The following is a 19,602-nucleotide window of genomic DNA, read 5'->3' as shown; positions in this document are numbered from 1 at the left end:
TCGGCCCGAGTTTCAACCAGAGTTCCATGACGTCGTTTACGTATGACGCAGTTCTAGCGGACGAGCCCCCTGAATGGCCATCCTCCGACCGGAACCCGCTCCTATCCGCCGGGGTATCGGCGCGGGCTGCCTGGGCATTGCTCGAGGCTTCGGGCGGGCTTGCCCTGCAGATCGATGACGCGGGCAACATCATCCTGGCAACCGAAGCCTCGGCGCAGCTGCTTGCCTATCCCCGGGAATACCTTCTTAAATCCTCGATCCTGGACGTCGTCTCGTTCGAGCAGCGTGAGCGGCTCGCCGAGCTGCTGCGTGCCTGCGAGCAAGACGCGCCCTGCAAGACCAGCCGCATCCGCTTCTCCGGCGGCGTCGGCGAAAGCCGCTGGCTGGACCTGCGCGTGTGCCGCTATGCCGACGAGGATGGCAACCCGAGTTTGCTGCTGTTTGGCTACGACGTGACCGACTGGGTCGACAACGAAGAGCGGCTCATCGAGGCGTCGTTTCGCGATCCGCTCACCGGCGTCGGCAACCGCGCCATGGTGCGCGAACGCATTGCCGGGTACTTTGCCGAAGATGGCACGGGAAAGGCGCCATTTGCGCTTGCCTTGATGGACCTCGACGGGTTCAAGAAGGTGAATGACTCGCTCGGCCATGAATTTGGCGACGCCTTGCTCAAGCAAGTCAGCGTGCGGCTGCTTGGCGCCGTGCGCCCGACGGACATGGTCGCTCGGCTGGGCGGCGATGAGTTCGTGCTGCTGCTGGACGGGATCGCATCGGAAGCGGCCGCCATCGGCATCGTGGAGAAGGTGATCCATGTCTGCAGGCAGCCTTTTCACCTGGCCGGTTGCCAGATCCGCGTCACCACCAGCCTGGGCCTCACCTTTGGCACGCTGGCCCATCAGCCCGAGTCGCAACTGCTCAAGCGGGCGGATCTGGCCATGTATGACGCCAAGGCGCAGGGCAAGAATCGATACTGCGTCTACACGCCGGAGCTGGAGCATCGGCTGGACGAGCAGTTCCGGATCGAACAGAACATGTTCGAGGCCGTCCAGAACGGCGAGTTCCTGCTTCACTACCAGCCGATCGTGTGGCCCGGCTCCGGCAAGGTCTGCGCGGTCGAGGCGCTGATGCGGTGGCAACACCCGACGGGGTGTGTCCCGCCGGGTGTGTTTATCCCGGTTGCCGAACATAACGGCCTCATCAACCATCTTGGGGCGTGGGCGCTACGTTGCGCTTGCGCGCAACTGGCAAGCTGGGATGCGCTAGGCCTGGACGTGGGATACATATCCGTCAATGTCTCGCCGGTGCAGTTCAGGCACCCCGGCTTCGCGGACAGCGTCAGGCGGGCCATCAAGGATGCCGACATCAGCTCGCACCGGCTGGTCCTGGAAATTACGGAAGGCGCGTTGATGACCGACCCCGAAGCGGCGCAAGACTTGCTGACGGAGTTGCGCGCATTGGGCGTGCGGTTCGCGGTCGACGACTTCGGCACGGGGTACTCCAGCCTGTCCTACCTGCGCCGCTTCCCGCTCTCGGCACTGAAGATCGACCAGAGCTTTGTGGCCGACATGATGGACTCCCCGCATGCGCGGACCATTGTGTTTGCCGTGCTGTCGCTCGCGCGGGAGCTCGGGCTGGTGGCCATCGCGGAAGGCGTGGAGTCCGACGAGCAAAGCCAGTTGCTGGCCGAGCAAGGCTGTGAGCTGGTGCAGGGCTGGCGCTATGCGAAGGCGATGAGCCCGGCCCAGTTCGTGGACCAGGCGCAAGCCGGCATGCTGCAGCTTGGCAGCGCCCAAGTGTTCTCGAAATAGACGCCGCCATGTCAAACAAGACGTTCTTCGAGACACTATGGAACCGCATGGCGCAGCAAGGGGATTTCCCCACGCTGCAGTTCTGCATCGACAACATCTTCAAGACGCTGAACAGCGACACCAGCGTCGGTGAGATGGCCGCGGGCGTGCTCTCCGATTTCAGCTTGTCGCAGAAGGTCATACGCCTGGCCAACTCCGCCATGTATCGCTCGTTCGGGGGGGAAGTCACGACGGTGTCGCGCGCCATCCTGGTCCTGGGGGTAGAAGCGATCAGCCACCTCACGCTCGGGGTCCAGTTGCTGGACTATTTTTCCGGCGTGGCCATCAATCGCCCGCAGGCTTCCATCGAGCTGAGGCAGGCCCTGGTCGCCGGCGAGCTCACGCGCGCGCTGAGCAACGCGCAAGGCATCAGGCAGGCGGAAGAAGCCGTGGTTTGCACGTTGATGCACCACATGAGCCGCCTGCTTCTGGTCTTCTACTTTGCCGAGGAGTGGGAACGGATCCAGGCCCTGTGCGAGGGCGACCCCGCGCGGGAAGGCCAAGCGTGCCAGCAGGTGCTGGGCGTCACCCTCGAAGACATTGCGGCAGCGGCTGCCGCCAAATGGCGGCTGCCCAGCCTGATCGCAACCTCGATGCGCTGCCAGCGCCTTGACGCCAAAGCAGTCCTGGAATCCCATGCCGACTGGCTCGGTGCCATTGCCGACGTGTCCTCGCGTGCCGCGGCGCTGCTCGCAAGGGACGCGCCCGCGGACGTCGTGCAGTCCCTGCTGCTGGATCACGCCCAGGCATTGGGGTTGCAATCTTCCGCGGTCGAATGCGCGGTCAGGCAGGCGCAGGCATTGAACGTCTCCATGACCAATGCCGAGTTGCCGGAGACAGCACAGGCGAGCCCTGCGCTGAATGCCGGCAAGCCAAAGGATGCCCTCGAGCGCCTTCAGCAAAGCCTGCTGGAGGTACAACGCGAGGGCAGCGAGCTGCCGGTCTCCGAGCTGGCGCCGCTGGTGCTCGAATCGACCATGCAGGCGCTGAATTTCTCGCATTGCTTCCTCATGCTGCTCAACCCCATGGCCAAGCGCTTCGGCGCACGGGTTGGATTTGGCGAGGGCATGCGCGAGAAGATGGAAGCGCTATCGTTCGAGGAAGGATTCGTCCCCGATATCTTTCACTTCGCCACCATCGGCAACAAGCCGCTGCTGTTCGAAGACTCCTTTGACAAAGAGGTGGCGCACCGCGTGCCCCGCTGGTATCGGGAACAGATGCCCGATGCCCGCTCCATCCTGCTGGCGCCCGTGATGATCAGGAATCGCTGCGTCGCCGTGATCTGCGGAGACTGGGGCCCAACCGCCTGCACGGGCGGGCTGTCCGATGGGGAGATGGAAGCCATCAGCCTGCTCACGCGGGAGATCTCGGCGAGCTTCCTCCGGTCTGCCGAGCACAGGTAGGCGCGGCGCTGGCCACAGGCATTGTTATCCCCAAAATCCTGGGCGGCGTAGGAGCCGCCCGGCAAGCCAATCTTCGGTCATTCCCGAGGCAAGGCGTGCGGCGGGACGCCTAGAGCACCTGGCCCGCATATTCGCATTGGTGTTTTAGGTTTTATCGTCTTCCTGCTTGTCTGGATCTGCAGGAGGCCTTGTGTCGGGCACGTCAATCGCCGAGAACACAGCCGTGCGAGATGTTTGGCCATTGACGGGGACTATTCAAGTCCACCAAACGAAAGAGGCGAACGAGGCGAGCGAGGTGAACGAGCGCATGGCGCGCCCCGGCGGCGTTGGCCGATACCAAAGTAGGCAACTCACCGATAGCGTGCGGCGAGCCGAAAGACCATCCTGAAACCAGTATCGGCGCAAAGCCGGCCATCTGGCCGCGCGCCCTCCACCGGCAACTGGCATGAATACGCGCTTACCCATGCCGGCCAAGCCGCCCGGCCGGCCAGGCGTTCCTGGCCATGCCGTGCGGCGCGGCTTGCAGCAGCAGCTATCGCTATCGCTTGCGTTACTCCACCGTGACCGACTTGGCCAGGTTACGCGGCTTGTCCACGTCGGTGCCGCGCGCACAGGCGGTGTGGTACGCCAGCAATTGCAGCGGCACTACGTGCAGGATCGGCGACAGGTCGCCGTAGTGCTCGGGCAGTCGGATCACCTGGATGCCCTCGGTGGACTGGATGTGCGTGTCGCTGTCGGCGAACACATACAGCCGGCCGCCGCGGGCGCGCACTTCCTGGATGTTGGATTTCAGCTTTTCCAGCAGCGCGTCGTTGGGCGCCACCGTGACCACGGGCATGGCCTCGGTCACCAGTGCCAGCGGGCCGTGCTTGAGCTCGCCGGCCGGATAGGCTTCGGCGTGGATATACGAGATTTCCTTGAGCTTGAGCGCGCCTTCCAGGGCAATGGGGTAATGCAGGCCGCGGCCCAGGAACAGCGCGTTTTCGCGGCGGGCAAAGTCCTCGGACCAGGAGATGATCTGCGGCTCCAGCGCCAGCACGCCGTGCAGGGCCACAGGCAGGTGGCGCAGGTTGGTCAGCGCGGCGGCTTCCGCCTCGGCCGTGAGCCTGCCGCGTACCTTGGCCAGCGCCAGGGTCAGCATGTACAGCGCGGCGAGCTGGGTGGTGAAGGCCTTGGTCGACGCCACGCCGATCTCGGTGCCGGCGCGGGTCAGGAAGCGCAGTTCGGTCTCGCGCACCATGGCGCTGGTGGATACATTGCACACCGCCAGGGTATGCGTGTGGCCCAGCGACTTGGCGTGGCGCAGGGCGGCCATGGTATCGGCGGTCTCGCCGGACTGCGAGATCACCACCACCAGCGCGCGCGGATTGGGCACAGTCTCGCGGTAGCGGTACTCGCTCGCCACCTCGACCTGGGTCGGGATCTTGGCAACCGATTCGAGCCAGTACTTGGCGGTGCAGCCCGAGTAATAGCTGGTGCCGCAAGCCAGGATCAGCACGCTGTCGATCTCGCTGAACACGCTCTGGGCCGTCTCGCCGAACAGTTCCGGCGTGATGGCCTCGATGCCTTCCAGCGTATCGCCGAGCGCGCGCGGCTGCTCGAAGATTTCCTTCTGCATGAAGTGGCGGTACGGGCCCAGCTCCACCGCCGCGGCGTGCGTCTCAACCACGCGCACTTCGCGCTCGACCAGGTGGTCGTGCGCGTCGCGGATGGTCGCGCCTTCGCGGGTGAGCTCCACCACGTCGCCTTCTTCCAGGTAGATGATGCGGTTGGCGGTACCCGACACGGCCAGCGCGTCGGAGGCCAGGAAGGATTCGTTGTCGCCCAGCGCCACCACCAGCGGCGAGCCGGCGCGGGCGCCGACCACGCGTTCCGGATGGTCCTTGGAGAACACGGCGATGGCGTAGGCGCCGCGCAGGCGCTTGGTCACCGCGCGCACCGAGGCGAACAGGTCGCCGCGCGTGGCGCTGCTCGGGTAGGTGTAGACCTGGTGGATCAGGTGGGCCACCACTTCAGTGTCGGTCTGCGACTCGAAGCCGTAGCCGGCGGCGCGCAGCTCTTCGCGCAGCGGCTCATAGTTCTCGATGATGCCGTTGTGCACCAGCGCGATGGACTCGCCCGAGAAATGCGGGTGGGCGTTGATGGTGTCAGGCTTGCCGTGCGTGGCCCAGCGCGTATGCGCCACGCCGGTCATGCCGGACAGGCCGGACGCGCGGGTCTGCTCGTCCAGGTCAGCCACGCGCGAGACCGTGCGGGCGCGCTCGAGCGCGCCGTCGCGCACCACCGCCACGCCACACGAATCATAGCCACGGTACTCGAGGCGACGCAGTCCTTCGATCAGGACAGGAACGATATTGCGCGAGGAAACCCCGCCGACGATGCCGCACATATTCTTCTCCCACAGGGCGCGGACACGGCCGCACCGGATGAATGGCGCGAGGACGGCGATGCCGTCTCCCGCGAGTTGCCATTGCCGTGCGGCCGTATCCCGGCCGCACGGTGGCGGGGTTTATTTCTTGGCTTGCTTGACCGGACGCTGCCACGCGTCGAGCGTCATCTGCTTGGAGCGCGACAGCGTCAGCTTGTCGGCCGCCGCCTCCTTGGTCAGCGTGGTGCCGGCGCCAATGGTGGCGCCGCGGCGCACGGTCACCGGCGCGACCAGCTGCGTATCGGAACCGATAAAGACATCGTCCTCGATGACGGTGCGGTACTTGTTCGCGCCATCATAGTTGCAGGTGATGGTGCCCGCGCCGATGTTGACGCGCGAGCCGACCGTGGCGTCGCCCACGTAGGCAAGGTGGTTGGCCTTGCTGTGCGCGGCGATCTGGCTGTTCTTGACCTCGACAAAGTTGCCGATATGCACGTCCTCGCCCAGCACCGTGCCCGGGCGCAGGCGCGCGTACGGGCCGATGCGGCCGGCCGCGCCAACGCTGGCATCCTCGAAATGACAGAACGGCTGCACTCGCGCGCCAGCGCCTACGGTGCTGTTGCGCAGCACGCAGTTGGCGCCGATATGCGCGCCGTCTTCGAGGTGCACGCGGCCTTCGAACACGCAGTTCACGTCGATGGTGACGTCGCGCCCGCAGGTGAGCTCGCCGCGGATATCGATGCGCGCCGGATCCAGCAGCGTCACGCCGGCTTCCAGCAGGCGCTGCGCCAGGTTGCGCTGATGAATGCGCTCCAGCTCGGCGAGCTGCACCTTGCTGTTGACGCCCAGCGTTTCCCACAGCGCATCGGGCTGTGCGGAAACCACTTCCATGCCATCCGCCACCGCGCGCTCGACAGCGTCGGTCAGGTAATACTCACCCTGGGCGTTGTCGTTGCGCAGGGTGGACAGCCAGCGGCGCAGCGGGCCGGTGGGCGCCAGGATGATGCCGGTATTGATTTCACGGATGGCGCGCTGCGGCTCGCTGGCATCCTTTTGTTCGACGATGCGCACGATCTTGCCCGCGTCGCGCACGATGCGGCCATAGCCTGTGGGGTCATCCATCGCGACCGTCAGGATGCCGAAGCGCTCGCTGCCGGCCGCGGCCACCAGGCGCTGCAGCGTGGCGGCTTCGGTCAGCGGTACATCGCCGTACAGCACCAGGGTCGGCTGGCTGTCGTCGAGCAGCGGCAGCGCCTGCGCCACGGCATGGCCGGTGCCGAGCTGCTCGGCTTGCAGGGCAAAAGCGACGTCTGGCGCGCCAACCGCCTCGCGCACGCGGTCGGCGCCATGCCCAACCACCACCACGAGCCGGGTCGGCAACAATTTGCGTGCCGTTTCAATCACATGAGCAAGCAGCGGCCGGCCAGCGAGGGGATGCAGGACCTTGGGCAGCGCAGAGTTCATCCGCTTGCCCATTCCTGCAGCGAGAATGACGATATTCACAAGGAGGATCCTAAGTGAGTGTGTACAGCAAACAGTATGAATCACCCCCTCGGAGAGCCCGGGGGCCAGCAGCGTTGGCCAGGATCCTGGCCCGAACCCCAAAACCGGCGGCAAAACCAGCACCGGCCGGGAATCGCGGGCGCGATCAGCTGCCAAAACGCGCGGAAAAGGATTCTATCATGGGGGTTTTGCGCCGTTTGACCGCCTTTCCCTTCCTGCGTGGGGACCTTCTCCGGCGTCTCTTTCTGGTCACAGCCGTGGTCGCCCTGACGGCCTGCAATGCCATGAAGCTAGGCTACCAGCAGGGCGACCGGCTCGCCTACTGGTGGATCGACAACTACGTCGATGTCTCCGCCAGCCAGGAACCCCTCACCCGCGACGCCATCGCCCGCTTCTTCGCCTGGCACCGCAAGGACCAGTTGCCCGAGATCGTCGGCCTGCTGCGCCAGGCCAGGAGCGAGGTACAGCAACCGGTCTCCGCAGCCGCGGTCGGCAAGATCCAGGACGACGCCCAGCGCCTGGCACGCGTCGCCTTCGATCGCTCCATGCCCGACGTGGCCGACCTGTTGCTGACACTGACGCCGGAGCAGATCGCCCGCATGGAGAAGAAGTTCGCCGACGCCAACGCCAAATACCGCAAGGAATACCTGCGCCCCGACCCGGCCGCCCGCGAGGAAGCCCGGTTCGACAAGATAATGGACTACGCGCGGCTGGTCTACGGCCGCTTCTCGAGTGAACAGGAAGCCACCATCCGCCGCGCCATGGCACCCGTGGTGCAAGGCGCCGAGGCGCGCTATGCGGAGCGCGTCAAGCGCCAGCAGGAATGGCTGGCGCTGGTGCGCCAGGTGCAGGCCGAGCATCCGCCCAAGGCCCAGGTCGTGGAGATGCTAAAGCGCTTTGGCGATCACTGGCAGAACCCGCCTACCCGGGAACGCAATGCCCGTTATGACGCCAATAACGAGGCTGGGCTGGCACTTACCACCACCATTGCCAACCTGACCACGCCGGAGCAGAAGGCGCACGCCGCGGATCGCTTCCAGAAATGGATCGAGGATGCGAATGCGTTGATGCGGGATGGCACCGTCAATGCGGCGGCGGCCCGGCCAGCGCGCGCGGAGAACTGATGGGGGCCGGCGGGTGGCCTATTCGGCGGCAGGCTGCGCCGGATTGGCCGGCGCGGGTTTCTCGAAGCGCACGAATTCCAGCTTGTTCTCTTCCATGCCGCCGGCAAAGACCAGCGGCTGCTGGGAGAAGGTGGTCTCGCCGAACAGCGCCGCCTCGTCCACCTTGGCCAGGCCCGTTGCCAGCCCGTTGAAATCGAACAGCTCGGTATCGGCCAGATGCGACGGCACCACGCTGCGCAGCGCGGCAAAGATATTGTCGGTGCGCCCCGGATTGGTCCGCTCCCACTCCAACACCATCTCCTTGACCTTCTTGCGCTGCAGGTTCTCCTGCGAGCCACACAGGTTGCACGGGATGATCGGGTACTCCATGGCGCGCGCGTAGCTGGCAATGTCCTTTTCAGGGCAATAGGCCAGCGGGCGGATCACGATGTGCTGGCCGTCGTCGGTGGCCAGCTTGGGCGGCATCGCCTTCATCTTGCCGCCAAAGAACAGGTTCAGGAAGAAGGTCTGGATGATGTCGTCACGATGGTGGCCCAGCGCGATCTTGTTGGCGCCGAGCTCCTTGGCGGTACGGTAGATCACGCCGCGGCGCAGGCGCGAGCACAGCGAGCAGGTGGTCTTGCCCTCGGGCACCTTCTCCTTGACGATGGAATAGGTATCCGCGTCGACGATCACGTACTCCACCCCCACCGATTTCAGGTAGGCGGGCAGGATGTGCGCGGGAAAGCCCGGCTGCTTCTGGTCCAGGTTCATCGCGATCAGCTTGAACTTGACCGGCGCGCGTTTTTGCAGCGCCATCAGCACCGACAGCATGGTGTACGAGTCCTTGCCGCCGCTTAGGCACACCAGCACCGTGTCGCCATCCTCGATCATCTTGAAATCGCCGATGGCGCGGCCCGTCTGCGACTGGAGATAGGTCTCCAGGCGGAAGAAGTTCTTGGAATGCGTGGTGGCGGTCATGGCGATGGGGCGATGGGTACGGCAAAGCAAAGGCAAAGCGGCGCGCAATGCGGCAGTTGCATCACATGCGAGCTGCCGGGGCCGGAGAACCCCGCATTTTACCGTGAGCCGCCACCCTGCGCCGGTGGCCTGCCAGAGCAACTAGCTCACTGACTAAGGCACTGACTAACTTACTCGCTCTTGATGTGGAACACCTCGACGCCGACCGAATCGCAGTCCGGATAGACGTCCGGCTTTTCGGTCGATACGCGCACGGCGCGCACCTTGGGGTGCTTGAGCATGGCGCGCGCCACGTCGTCGCACAGGGTTTCCTGCAGGTGGACGTGGCCCTGCGCCATGCGCGCGGCCACCGTATTGCGCATGAAGTCGTAGTCCACCACTTCCTGCAGCTTGTCGTCCTGCGGCGTGCTCTGGGCCAGCGGCACGAACAGGTCAATATTGATCAGCACGCGCTGTTCGCCCTTTTTCTCGAATTCGTGCACGCCGATATTGATCTGCACTTCGTAGTTGCGCAAGAACATGCGGCGGCAGTCTTGCAGGCTGGGGTGTGTGAGGGCGGCGAGCATGGTCATGATGGGGGGGAGAGGAAAAAGAAGGAGAAGGCACGCGCGGTCATGGCGCGCGCCGGTACGTTATTCGATTATTCGGTCAGGAACATCACGTCGCGCGCCAGCGGCATCAGGTGCTGGCCGCCGTCGACGTAAAGCGTGGTGCCGGTCACGGCGCGCGCCTCGGCCAGGTAGGCCACCGCCTGCGCGATGTCTTCCGGCGTGGACGACTGCCCCAGCGGCGTCATGCGGTGGGCGCGCCGGAAGCCCGGGCTGGACTGGTCGCCCGAGACCATAGTGATGCCGGGCGCCACGCCCACCACGCGCAGCTTGGGTCCCAGTGCCTGGGCCAGTTGCACGGTGGCCGTCTGCAGCGCCGCCTTGGACAGCGTGTACGACAGGAAGTCCGGATTCAGGTTATCCAGCTTCTGGTCGAGCAGGTTGATGACCACGCCGCGCTCCGTGTCCGACATGGCACGGTGCATTTCCCGCGCGAGCAGCAGCGGCGCGGCGACATTGGTGCGCATATGCGTATCGAGCGAGGCATAGGAAAAGCTGGTGGCCACGTCGTACTGGAACAGCGAGGCATTGTTGACCAGGCAGGTCGGCACGCCCAGCGCATCGGTGCAGGCCTTGATCAGCGTGGCGGTGGACGCCTCGTCGGCCAGGTCGGCCTGCAGCACGGCGGCGCGCCGTCCGCCGGCGCGGATCTGTTCGGCCAGCGCCTCGGCCTCGGCCAGCGAGCGGTGGCAGTGTACCGCCACGTCCCAGCCGCGCTCGGCCAGTTCCAGCGCGATCACGCGCCCGAGCCGGCGCGCGGCGCCGGTGACAAGCGCGATGCCGCGCGCGGGGGTAGCGGAGGCTGCGGCGGCGGTAGCGCCGGCAGGCGATGCGGAGTCAGGGGATTCGGAGGCTGGCATTGCTACAATCGCGGTATGCACAAAGGCATTAGTTTACCCCTTCCCCCCGCCGACGCACTGTCGGCATCCGCCGCGCTGACCGCGCACATCGGCCAGGCTATCGACGACGCGGGCGGCTGGCTCGGTTTCGACCGCTATATGGCGCTTGCGCTATATGCGCCCGGGCTGGGCTACTACAGCGGCGGCGCCGCCAAGTTCGGCCGCGACGCGCGCGATGGCAGCGACTTCATCACCGCCCCCGAGCTCAGCCCGTATTTCGCCCGTACACTCGCGCGCCAGTTCGCGCCCCTGCTGGCGCAAGGCCTGTCGCAGGCCCTGGAATTCGGCGCCGGCACCGGCCGGCTCGCCGCCGACCTGCTGCTGGCCCTGGAGCAGGAAGGCCAGTTGCCCGAGCGCTACGCCATCGTCGAGCTCTCCGGCGAGCTGCGCGCGCGCCAGCAGGCCACGCTGGCCGCCCGCGCGCCGCACCTGGCCCCGCGCGTCGCCTGGCTGGATACGCTGCCCGAGCATTTCGAGGGGATCGTGGTCGGCAACGAAGTGCTGGACGCCATGCCGGTGCGGCTGTTCGCCCGCAGCCATGGCCGCTGGCTGGAGCGCGGCGTAGCCCGCCGGGATGACGATGCCGATCAAGCGGACGCAGCGGACGCCGCCTTTGTCTTCTCCGACCGCCCCCTGGCGGCAGATGCCCTGCCCGCGGCGCTGCACGCCGTGGCCGGCGACCACGATATCGTCACCGAAACCCACGCCGAGGCCGAAGGCTTCATGCGGGCGGTGGGCACGATGCTCACGCGCGGGGCGGTGTTCCTGATCGACTACGGTTTCCCCGCCGCCGAGTACTACCATCCGCAGCGCGTCGGCGGCACGCTGATGTGCCACTACCGCCATCACGCCCACCCGGACCCCTTCCTCTACCCCGGCCTGCAGGACATCACCGCCCACGTCAACTTCAGCGGCATCGCCCACGCCGCGGCAGATGCCGGGCTGACGGTGGCCGGCTTCGCCTCGCAGGCGCGCTTCCTGATGAATGCCGGCATCACCGAACTGCTGATGGCGCTGGACCCCAACGACACGCGCAACTTCCTGCCCGCCGCCAACGCAGTGCAAAAGCTGCTGTCGGAGGCCGAGATGGGCGAACTGTTCAAGGTCATCGCGCTGACCCGCGACTTCGATGCGGCGCTGCCGCTGGCAGGCTTCGCACGCGGCGATCGCAGCCACGCGCTATAGTCCTGCCACCGCATCCCACCCCTTACCCTCTAGGCACGCCGCCATGTTGCGCTGGACTTTCACCATCTTCCTCGCCGTCGTCGTGCTGTCGTCGGCGCTACCCTGGCTGCAGAAGCTGGGGCTGGGTCGGCTGCCGGGGGATTTGCGGTTTCGGTTGTTCGGGCGGGAGTTCGTGTTGCCGTTTGCTTCGACGATTCTGTTGTCGATGGTGGCGTTGGTGATTGGGAAGTTGTTCTAGCGCCTGAGGACGCCGCGGCATGGTGGCGGATATCGCCTCTGCGACCGCCCGCCCTCTCCCCCGGCCCCTCTCCCACAAGTGGGAGAGGGGAGCAAACCGACTGGAATAGAGAACCAATCGGTGTAGCCGTGATTTCCGCCGGCCAGGCGGAAATCACCCGCCCGCGATGCGCAGCGAGCCGTCAAGGTTTTCATCTCCCGTTATGGGGCGCCTCGTCGGCAGGCAAAAAGAGCGGAAAAGAGGGGGCCATGTTTGAGCATCGCCTTAAGGCGATGTGAGTTTGGCCCCCGGCCGCTCTTTTTGCCTGACGACGAGGAGTCTTTCGCCCCATCCGGGTCGCCTTCTTTGCCTACTTTCTTGGCGAGACAAGAAAGTAGGTCGCCTCCCCGCAGGGGAGGTGAAACTGCCTTTGACTTTAAGCCGTTGAGCTTTTGACCTTTTGACGTCAAGCAGGCCAACGCCACATCCAACGCCCGCCCTCTCCCCCGACCCCACTTGACACGGTTGCTCTCCCGCCAGGCGGGAGGGGGGAGCACCCTGTTGGGATTTGAACACCACGGGCCGGCGCAAACGCGCAAGCCCCGGGTGCCAAAGCTGACAGGATGCGCCAAAGCCGCCTGGAACGACGACAGTGTTTCCTCCCTCTCCCCTCATGGGGGGAGGGCTGGGGAGAGGGGTGGTTTGGCTAGGAGCCACGAACACCGAAGCCAACGGTTTGCTCCAGCACGACAAGCCCCCTACTCCGCGAGCCGCGTCTCCACCGCCGCCACCCGCGCCGCATGCACCCGATCCTTGATCAGGCCAGGATTACCAGCGCATTCCCGCGCCACCGCCCCCGCATCCACCGAAGCCGCCGCCTCCAACGCCATCAACAGCCGCGCCGTCTGCGGATACGCCCGGTCCTCAAACCCAAGCCGCCCCCGCGCATCCGCCTCGCAAGCCTGCAGCGCTTCGGCAAACCGCGCCGGCTTGCGCAGGGCATCGCACCGCTCCAGCAAACGCGTCAGCGCGGCAGCGCCAAACGCCTCGGAGCGATGGATATTGCCGTGCTCGCGCGCCACCACCACCGCCAGGTCACGGCACTCGGTCGGCACGCGCAACCGCTTGCAAACCGCCTCCAGCAATTCCACGCTGCGCTGCTCGTGGCCGAGATGGCGCGGCAGCACATCCTCAGGCGTGGTGCCCTTGCCCAGGTCATGCACCAGCGCGGCAAAGCGCACCGGCAGCGAGACGCCCATCGCGGCGGCGGTATCCACCACCATCATCACATGCACGCCGGTATCCACCTCCGGGTGGTAATCGGCCCGCTGCGGCACGCCCCATAGCCGGTCCAGCTCGGGCAGCAGCCGCGCCAGCGCGCCGCATTCGCGCAGCACCTCGAACATGCGGGAGGGCCGCGCCTCCATCAGGCCGCGCGCGAGTTCCTGCCAGACGCGCTCAGCCACCAGCGCATCGACCTCGCCGGCTTCCACCATCCGGCGCATCAGCACCAGCGTCTCCGGGGCTACCGTGAAATCGACAAAACGCGCGGCGAAGCGCGCCACGCGCAGGATCCGCACCGGGTCTTCGGCGAAAGCGTCCGACACATGGCGGAACAGCCGTGCGGCTAGGTCGGGCTGCCCGCCGTAGGGATCGATCACGGGGCCGGTGAGCGCGCCGTCATCGCCCACCGCTTGCGCCATGGCGTTGATGGTGAGGTCGCGCCGCACCAGGTCGTCTTCCAGCGTCACGTCCGGCGCGCAATAGAACGAAAAGCCCTTGTAGCCCGCCGCGGTCTTGCGCTCGGTGCGGGCCAGCGCGTATTCCTCCCGGGTCCTGGGATGGAGGAAGACGGGGAAATCCTTGCCTACCGGCTTGTAGCCTTCGGCTTCCATCTCGGCCGGGGTTGCGCCCACCACCACGTAGTCGCGGTCCTGGCTCGACAAGCCCAGCAGGGCGTCGCGGATAGCTCCGCCTACGGCGTACACCTGCATGGACGAGCTCAATGGTTGATCACGACCGCGTCGGCGCGATCGGGGACGAGGCGATAGGGCTCGTCGGAGGCGAGAAAATCGCGCTCTTCATGGGCATCGGCGATCCATGCCTGCATGGCCGGCAGCGCCAGGATAAAGTCCGCATATTGCTTGGCGGCCTCGGGCAGGTGGATGCCGTAGGTGGCAAAGCGGCTGACCACAGGCGCGAAAAATGCGTCGGCGATGGTGAACGTGCCGAACAGGAACGGGCCGGCGCCAGCGTGGCGTGCGCGCAGGCCTGACCAGATCTCGGCGACACGGTCCACGTCGCGCTGTACCGCTACGTTCCAGCCCATGCCGGGCAGCACCGCGGTGACGTTCATCGGCAATTGGCTGCGCAGGTTGCCGAAGCCCGAATGCATCTCCGCGCAGATCGAGCGCGCGTGCGCGCGCTCGGCACGGTCGGCCGGCCAGAGCTGCTTCTCGGGAAAGGCCTCGGCCAGGTATTCGGCGATCGACAGCGAGTCCCACACGGAGATATCGCCATCGACCAGCACCGGCACCTTGCCAGCGGGCGAGTGCCGGGCAATCGCTTCGTCAAATCCGGCCACGAACAAGCGCACCTTGACCTCCTCGAACGCAATGCCCGCCTGCCGCATCAGCAACCAGGGGCGCAGCGACCAGGAAGAGTAATTCTTGTTGCCGATGACGAGCTTCATCGCAAAATCCTTGCAGGAAACGTGGGGGGAGGGAGCCGCCGGGGCAAGCCGCAGCGCGAAGCGTGCGGGCGGAACCACATGCCGGCGAACGAACCATTGTAGCCAGCCGCGCAGAGCGCCTCCAGCGAATTACGCTCGCAGCGATGTGAATCCAGGTCACAAGCGCAAGGCCGAACCGGGCCGACCCGGCCCTGCCTGCGGCTCAACGATACCCGCTGCGCCGCAGTCCCAGCATGACGCTCTCGTGCCCACGGCCCGCCAGCACATCGGTCATCACCACCTCCAGCCCCACCGGCTGGCGCAGCCCAAGCTCCGGCGCAATCGTCCCGTGCATGACATTGTCGAGCCGCATGGAGTCCAGGTTGTCGCGCGTCATTACCGGCGCGCCCGGCATATGTTCGAGGATGGCTGCCTGCACGCGGGCCAGGGCGTCGGGCAGGTGCAGGACCGGGCGCGGGTGCCCGCTGGCGCGGCCCGCAAAACGCACCAGCTCCTCTAGCGTATAGACCTGCGGCCCCGCCAGGTCGTAGGCGCGGCCGATGGTGGCCGGGGTCGCCATGGCGTTGACCATGGCCTGCGCCACGTCCTGCACGTACACCGGCTGGAACCTGGCTTGCGCGCAGGCGAGCGGCACCACCGGCGCCAGTTCCTGCATATGGGCGAACAGATTGAGGAAATGGTCGTCGGGGCCAAATATCACGGACGGACGGAAGATGGTCCAGTCCAGAGCGCTCTCGCGCACCACGCGCTCGCCGTCGCCCTTGCTGCGCAGGTACATCGACGGGCCGGCACTGTCGGCGCCCAGCGCGCTCATGTGCAACAGCCTGCGCACGCCGGTGCTGCGGCAGGCCTCGACGATGCGCCGCGGCAGGTCCACGTGCGCCGCGGCAAAGGCAGCGCCGTAGGGCTCGGCGCGTTCGCCGTGGAGAATGCCGACCAGGTTGACCACGATGCCGTCGGTGCCCAGCGTGCCGATGGCGGCATTCAGCGCGACATCGTTTCTCACGTCCAGCTCGATCACCTCGACGCGCGGCAACAGCAGCAGGTGCTGCGCATGCTCGGCGTCGCGGGTGGCGACCACGATCCGCTCGGGGTCGAGAGGCGGCTCCACGACGGTGCCCGGCTCCAGCGGCGTGGCCGACGCGGTGGCAACGCCCGCCAGCCGGGCCACCAGGTGGCTGCCGAGAAAGCCGGCCCCTCCGATCACTAGAACGTTGCTGGTCTGCATGGATCTCTCCGTGGCATGGGACGACTGGCGCACGCTCCAGGGCTGGAGCACGCGCCGGCTGCCGCATCGGCCTGCAGACCGCGCTGCCTCTAAGGCGTTAAAACCTCAGGGCAGGCTGGTCGTGGTGACCTGCGACGGCGACACCACGCCCAGGCGATCCTTGAGCGACTGCGGCCGGCCGCTCATCAATGCAGCATAGTACGTGGCGTTCGACAGTACATTCTTCACGTAGGTCCGGGTCTCCGAGAACGGAATGGTCTCGGCGAAGATCGCACCCTCGACCGCGCGCGGCAAACTGGAGCGCCAGTTCTTGGGACGGCCCGGGCCAGCGTTGTAGGCGGCCGACGCCAGCGTCCAGGAGCTGTCCAGGTCGGTAAGCACCATGCTCATGTAGTTGGTGCCGAGCTGGATGTTGATATTGGGATCGCTCATCATCGAGGGCGAGAAATCGCTCATGCCGATCTTGCGCGCCACCCACTTGGCGGTCGCCGGCATCACCTGCATCAGGCCGTGGGCCCCCGCCGAGGAGCGCGCGTTCATGATGAAGCGCGATTCCTGGCGCACCAGGCCATAGGCCCACGCCATGTCCAGGCCCACGTCATCGGTGGCGCGCTGCATGATGTCGCGGTACGGCATCAGGAAGCGCAGCGAGAAGTCGTGCTCGGCCTGGGTGCGGTCGGCCGTGTTCACGGCGCGGTCCAGCAGCTCGATGCGGCGGGCGTAGTCGGCAGCGGCCAGCAGTTGGCGGTCGGTCATGCCGCGCAGCTCCCAATTCCATTCGCGGTTGCCCTCGAAGCGCAGGTTCAGGTCATAGAGCTTCTGCGCGCGCAGGAAGCCCGGGCGGGTGCGCATGGCATTGACCTCGGCATCGCTGACCGCCGTGCGTGCCGGCAACACGATGCGATTGCCCAGTTCCTCGCTAGCCAGCTGGCCATAGAAGTTGAACTGGCCGGCAATCGACTGGAACTGTTTCTCGGCCTCGGCGCCGCGGTTGTCCGCCTTGAGCGCGCGGCCGTACCAGTACGTCCAGGCCGGGTCCTTGGCGCGCAGCTCGGGGCGCATCAGCTCCACCGCCTGGCGCACCTGCTTCCAGTCGCCCTGGCGCAGCGCGGCGCGCACGCGCCACTCCTGCGTTTCGTCTGACAGCCACTGGTTGCCGCCCAGGTCCATCTGGCGGCGGTAGTAGCCGGCCGCCTCGGGCGCGAGCTTCTTGGCGGCAAACTGGCCGATCACGCCCCAGCCAGCGCCCTGCTCCTCGCGCGACAGGCTGCCGGCGTTGGCGCTGAGGTAGGCCGCGGCCTGGGAGGGATCGTTGCGCGCCATCTTGACCACGGTGGCGAGGGCGTCGCTGTCGCCGCGCGCGTCGGGCACGGTGGCGGCGATGCGCCCGGCCAGCGTCACATAGTTCTGCTCCAGCGCCTGGCGTGCCTGGAAGGCCGCGTCGCTCGGCTCGATCTGCTTGCTTTGGGCCAGGTAGCCGATCAGGTCGACACAACCTTCGCCGTAGTAGCGTGGATCGCTCAGCGCCACGCGTGCATCCGCCGCCACGTTCTGGCCCTTGAGCGCGCGCGACAGCAGCGCGTAGCACTCGACCTGCGTATCGTCCTTGAGCACGAACTGCGGGTATTCGGCATCGAACTTGGCCCAGTCGCGCTTCTTGCCCAGCACCAGCAGCCAGTCATTGCGCATGCGGTCGGCAATGGCCTCGCCCTTGTAGCGCTGCAGGAAGGCGCGCACCTGGTCGTCGGGGGCATCGATGCGGGCCAGGCCGCTGGCATCGAACATCTGCGGCTTGATGCGGAAGTACTCGACGTAAGACGAGATCGGGTAGTCCACCAGCGTGGCCGAGATGGCGTCGGTGCGTGCCACGTCGTTCTTGCGCGCGGCGTCGCGCAGCGCCACGAAAGCGTCGTCGGGGTCGCTCGGGATGGCGAGCGACTGCGATTGGGGCTGCGGCTGGGGCCGTTTCTGCGCAAATACCGGCGTGGCAAGCAGTGCGCACGCGATCGCCGCCAGGGCGGCCTTGGCCGCACGCTGCGGATATACTCCCTTCGGCATTCTTCTTCCTTGTTGTGACGGCCGGACAACACCTTTCGAGGGCGCGCATCCGACCGTGCAATGTTTGGTCAACTACAGACATTATCCCACGCAGCCATGCCCAGCGACGACGTTCGCAGCCCCTCCGGCGAGTCCGGAAAGCCTGATCCCGGCATGCAGCGAGCGGCGCTGCGGCGCCAGCTGCTGGCGCTGCGCGGCGCCTTGGCGCAGCGCAGCGCCGCCGACGCCGGCATCGAAGCCGCGCTGGCCGCACTACTGGAGCGCCTGCCCGTGCATCGCCTTGGCTTCTACTGGCCAATCCAGCAGGAGTTCGACGCCCGTGGCGTGGTCTCGCGCTGGCTGGCCGGCGCCCCCGGGCGCCAAGCGGCCCTGCCGGTGGTGAGCCGGCCGGGCGCGCCGCTGGATTTCCACCTGTGGGAGCCGGCTACGCCGATGGTTGCCGGGCATTACGGCATTCCGGTGCCGGACGGCACGCCGCCCTTGCAGCCTGACGTCCTGCTGATTCCATGTGTCGGTTTCAGCGGGGATAAGTTCCGCCTGGGATATGGCGGCGGATTCTATGACCGCACGCTGGCGGCGCTGGCTGCCGGGGGGAACGCGCCGGTGGCGATCGGCATCGGGCATGAGGCCTGCCGGATTGCGCTGGTGCCGCAGGACCATGATTTGCCGATGGATTGGGTGGTTAGTGAGGGGGGGGTGTTTTGAGGGATTGGTGATACATCCCGTTGCGGGGTTGGTCGCTGTTTCTTTGATTGGTGTTGGCGTTTGCACCCAAAAGCCCGTACGACCTGCGAGGTTGGTCGCTGTTTCTTTGATCGGCGTTGGTTTTTGCACCCAAAAGCCGTACGACATCCCCCTGCGGGGGCTGCCGGTCACTCTTCTTTGCGCGGCAAAGAAGACTAACGAGAAGAAAGCCGCCCTGCCGGGAGCAGAGCAATATGGCTTTCGAATCTCGATGGTTTCGTCGTACGGCCCAGAGTGCCGGCGGGCTTCTGCCGATACCGGCTTGACCGGCCACGAACCTGCCAGCCTCCGGGATTCACGGTGCGCCCCCCGGTAGCAGACATCACTTGTTGCAAGCCGTCTGTCGCTCGCGGCATGGCCGGCCACGAAGTTGCAAGCGCACCGGTTCCGTCGTGGGCGCGGTGGCACCGCATTGATATGCCCAAGACCTTGACCACCGCGCCCGCCCCACCACGAAACCATTGACGGGCGACGTGTCGTGGTGCTTCGCACCGGTAACGGCAGATTGGCGAATGGGCAAGGATTCCGCTACCGGGGGCCCCACGACGAAACCCATGGGTCATGCCATTGCGATGCCCTACGAGCCGGTAACGGCAGATGTCAGCAGTACTGCGGCCGTACGACGAAACCAGCGTCCTGCGCACTCGCGATGGCTCTGCCCCCGGCAGGGTCGGCTTTCTTCTCGTTAGTCTTCTTTGCCGACGCAAAGAAGAGTGACCGGCAGCCCCCGCAGGGGGATGTCGTACGGCTGTTGGGTCCAAGAGCC

At 66.3% G+C, this 19,602-nt stretch carries 15 protein-coding genes; 6 read left to right on the top strand and 9 right to left on the bottom strand.

Features of this window, described 5'->3' with window-relative positions:
• Positions 1 to 26: 26 nt before the first annotated feature.
• Both ACGLHR_RS00990 and ACGLHR_RS00985 read left to right on the top strand, forming a co-directional pair.
• Positions 27 to 1,808, top strand: coding sequence for a putative bifunctional diguanylate cyclase/phosphodiesterase (locus ACGLHR_RS00990; protein WP_400091367.1), 1,782 nt, complete (start codon positions 27 to 29; stop codon positions 1,806 to 1,808).
• Between the two features lie 8 nt (positions 1,809 to 1,816).
• On the top strand, positions 1,817 to 3,250 hold the full coding sequence (locus tag ACGLHR_RS00985) for an HDOD domain-containing protein (RefSeq protein ID WP_400091366.1): 1,434 nt from the start codon (positions 1,817 to 1,819) through the stop codon (positions 3,248 to 3,250).
• Positions 3,251 to 3,800: 550 nt separating this feature from the next.
• On the opposite strand, the gene glmS is transcribed toward ACGLHR_RS00985, so the two are convergent.
• Together glmS and glmU are read right to left on the bottom strand one after the other, a co-directional pair.
• A complete protein-coding gene (glmS, locus tag ACGLHR_RS00980; RefSeq protein ID WP_400091364.1) occupies positions 3,801 to 5,639 on the bottom strand; it encodes a glutamine--fructose-6-phosphate transaminase (isomerizing) in 1,839 nt (612 codons plus the stop codon).
• Between the two features lie 120 nt (positions 5,640 to 5,759).
• On the bottom strand, positions 5,760 to 7,121 hold the full coding sequence (gene glmU / locus ACGLHR_RS00975) for a bifunctional UDP-N-acetylglucosamine diphosphorylase/glucosamine-1-phosphate N-acetyltransferase GlmU (RefSeq protein WP_400091363.1): 1,362 nt from the start codon (positions 7,119 to 7,121) through the stop codon (positions 5,760 to 5,762).
• Between the two features lie 257 nt (positions 7,122 to 7,378).
• Here glmU and ACGLHR_RS00970 point away from each other — a divergent pair, with 257 nt between their 5' ends.
• On the top strand, positions 7,379 to 8,245 hold the full coding sequence (locus ACGLHR_RS00970) for a DUF6279 family lipoprotein (RefSeq protein WP_400091362.1): 867 nt from the start codon (positions 7,379 to 7,381) through the stop codon (positions 8,243 to 8,245).
• Positions 8,246 to 8,263: 18 nt separating this feature from the next.
• On the opposite strand, the gene ttcA is transcribed toward ACGLHR_RS00970, so the two are convergent.
• From ttcA to ACGLHR_RS00955, 3 genes are all read right to left on the bottom strand, one after another.
• Entirely contained in the window at positions 8,264 to 9,205 is a 942-nt protein-coding gene (ttcA, locus tag ACGLHR_RS00965) for a tRNA 2-thiocytidine(32) synthetase TtcA (protein WP_400091361.1), read from the bottom strand.
• Positions 9,206 to 9,375: 170 nt separating this feature from the next.
• Positions 9,376 to 9,777, bottom strand: coding sequence for a dihydroneopterin aldolase (locus tag ACGLHR_RS00960; RefSeq protein WP_400091359.1), 402 nt, complete (start codon positions 9,775 to 9,777; stop codon positions 9,376 to 9,378).
• A 68-nt stretch (positions 9,778 to 9,845) separates the two neighbouring features.
• Positions 9,846 to 10,673, bottom strand: coding sequence for an SDR family oxidoreductase (locus ACGLHR_RS00955; protein WP_400091357.1), 828 nt, complete (start codon positions 10,671 to 10,673; stop codon positions 9,846 to 9,848).
• Between the two features lie 15 nt (positions 10,674 to 10,688).
• On the opposite strand from ACGLHR_RS00955, the gene ACGLHR_RS00950 reads away from it, so the two are divergent.
• Both ACGLHR_RS00950 and ACGLHR_RS00945 read left to right on the top strand, forming a co-directional pair.
• Positions 10,689 to 11,897, top strand: a complete 1,209-nt coding sequence (locus ACGLHR_RS00950) for a class I SAM-dependent methyltransferase (RefSeq protein ID WP_400091356.1) — start codon at positions 10,689 to 10,691, stop codon at positions 11,895 to 11,897.
• A gap of 43 nt (positions 11,898 to 11,940) precedes the next feature.
• Positions 11,941 to 12,135: a DUF2905 domain-containing protein gene (locus ACGLHR_RS00945; protein ID WP_267605280.1), complete on the top strand. Its 195-nt coding sequence runs from the start codon at positions 11,941 to 11,943 to the stop codon at positions 12,133 to 12,135.
• A 737-nt stretch (positions 12,136 to 12,872) separates the two neighbouring features.
• On the opposite strand, the gene ACGLHR_RS00940 is transcribed toward ACGLHR_RS00945, so the two are convergent.
• From ACGLHR_RS00940 to ACGLHR_RS00925, 4 genes are all read right to left on the bottom strand, one after another.
• Positions 12,873 to 14,108 carry a multifunctional CCA addition/repair protein gene (locus tag ACGLHR_RS00940; RefSeq protein ID WP_400091354.1) on the bottom strand — a complete coding sequence of 412 codons (1,236 nt, stop codon included), beginning with the start codon at positions 14,106 to 14,108 and terminating at the stop codon, positions 12,873 to 12,875.
• 8 nt (positions 14,109 to 14,116) lie between these two features.
• Entirely contained in the window at positions 14,117 to 14,806 is a 690-nt protein-coding gene (locus ACGLHR_RS00935; protein WP_400091353.1) for a glutathione S-transferase family protein, read from the bottom strand.
• Between the two features lie 202 nt (positions 14,807 to 15,008).
• Complete coding sequence (locus tag ACGLHR_RS00930) at positions 15,009 to 16,034, bottom strand: complex I NDUFA9 subunit family protein (protein ID WP_400091352.1); 1,026 nt, start codon at positions 16,032 to 16,034, stop codon at positions 15,009 to 15,011.
• A 105-nt stretch (positions 16,035 to 16,139) separates the two neighbouring features.
• On the bottom strand, positions 16,140 to 18,092 hold the full coding sequence (locus ACGLHR_RS00925) for a transglycosylase SLT domain-containing protein (RefSeq protein WP_400091350.1): 1,953 nt from the start codon (positions 18,090 to 18,092) through the stop codon (positions 16,140 to 16,142).
• A 153-nt stretch (positions 18,093 to 18,245) separates the two neighbouring features.
• Here ACGLHR_RS00925 and ACGLHR_RS00920 point away from each other — a divergent pair, with 153 nt between their 5' ends.
• Positions 18,246 to 18,797, top strand: a complete 552-nt coding sequence (locus ACGLHR_RS00920) for a 5-formyltetrahydrofolate cyclo-ligase (RefSeq protein WP_400091483.1) — start codon at positions 18,246 to 18,248, stop codon at positions 18,795 to 18,797.
• Positions 18,798 to 19,602: the final 805 nt, after the last annotated feature.

Origin of the sequence: Cupriavidus sp. CuC1 (genome assembly GCF_044627735.1) — a bacterium.
GTDB lineage: Bacteria > Pseudomonadota > Gammaproteobacteria > Burkholderiales > Burkholderiaceae > Cupriavidus > Cupriavidus ulmosensis.
Note: the sequence above shows the minus strand (reverse complement) of the source record. Positions and strands in the feature narration are given on the sequence as shown.